Below are 547 nucleotides of genomic sequence, written 5' to 3' on the forward strand. Positions count from 1 at the left end.
GATCTCGTCGAGGAAGTCGCGGAAGTCGACCGCCCGGTGCTGTGCGGACAGTTTTCCGATCACCTTGCCGGTGGCGGTGTTCAGGGCGGCGAACAGGAAATGGCCGGCGCCGACCGGGAACCCACCCCCAGCGAGATCACCGACTCGGTAGGTGAAGGCGTCTCGTACGAACTCTGCCAGGCTCTCAGCAGGGTGGTGAGCGCGGACGCGGTCGGAACCCTCGCCGTCACCTTCAACTGGTCCCGTGTGGCCGCCCCACCCCCGGGAACACCACCACTCGTCGAGTTCAACCAGGCGGCGATCGACGTCGTAGACCGCGTATCCGCGCAACTCAAGACACGGATCTACACAAGCCGGCACCTGATCTACGGCATCGTCACCAACCTCAGCCGCCACCCCGACGACGAAACCGGCCGCGTAGGCGTCCAGACCCTGATCAACCGCCGCGTCAGAGGGCGTTTATGCAGGTCAAGGCCCGTACGCGCCTTATGTGAGTGTCCTATTTCGTCGCGGATAGCCCGATGGGCGAAGAGCATCGCCCGGCGGG

At 65.1% G+C, this 547-nt stretch carries 1 pseudogene; it reads left to right on the plus strand.

Annotation, left to right across the window (positions count from 1 at the left end):
- Positions 1 to 547 (plus strand): annotated as a pseudogene (locus ACYVMZ_RS39440) (hypothetical protein); the annotation flags it as partial.

This window comes from Streptomyces deserti, from assembly GCF_054782695.1.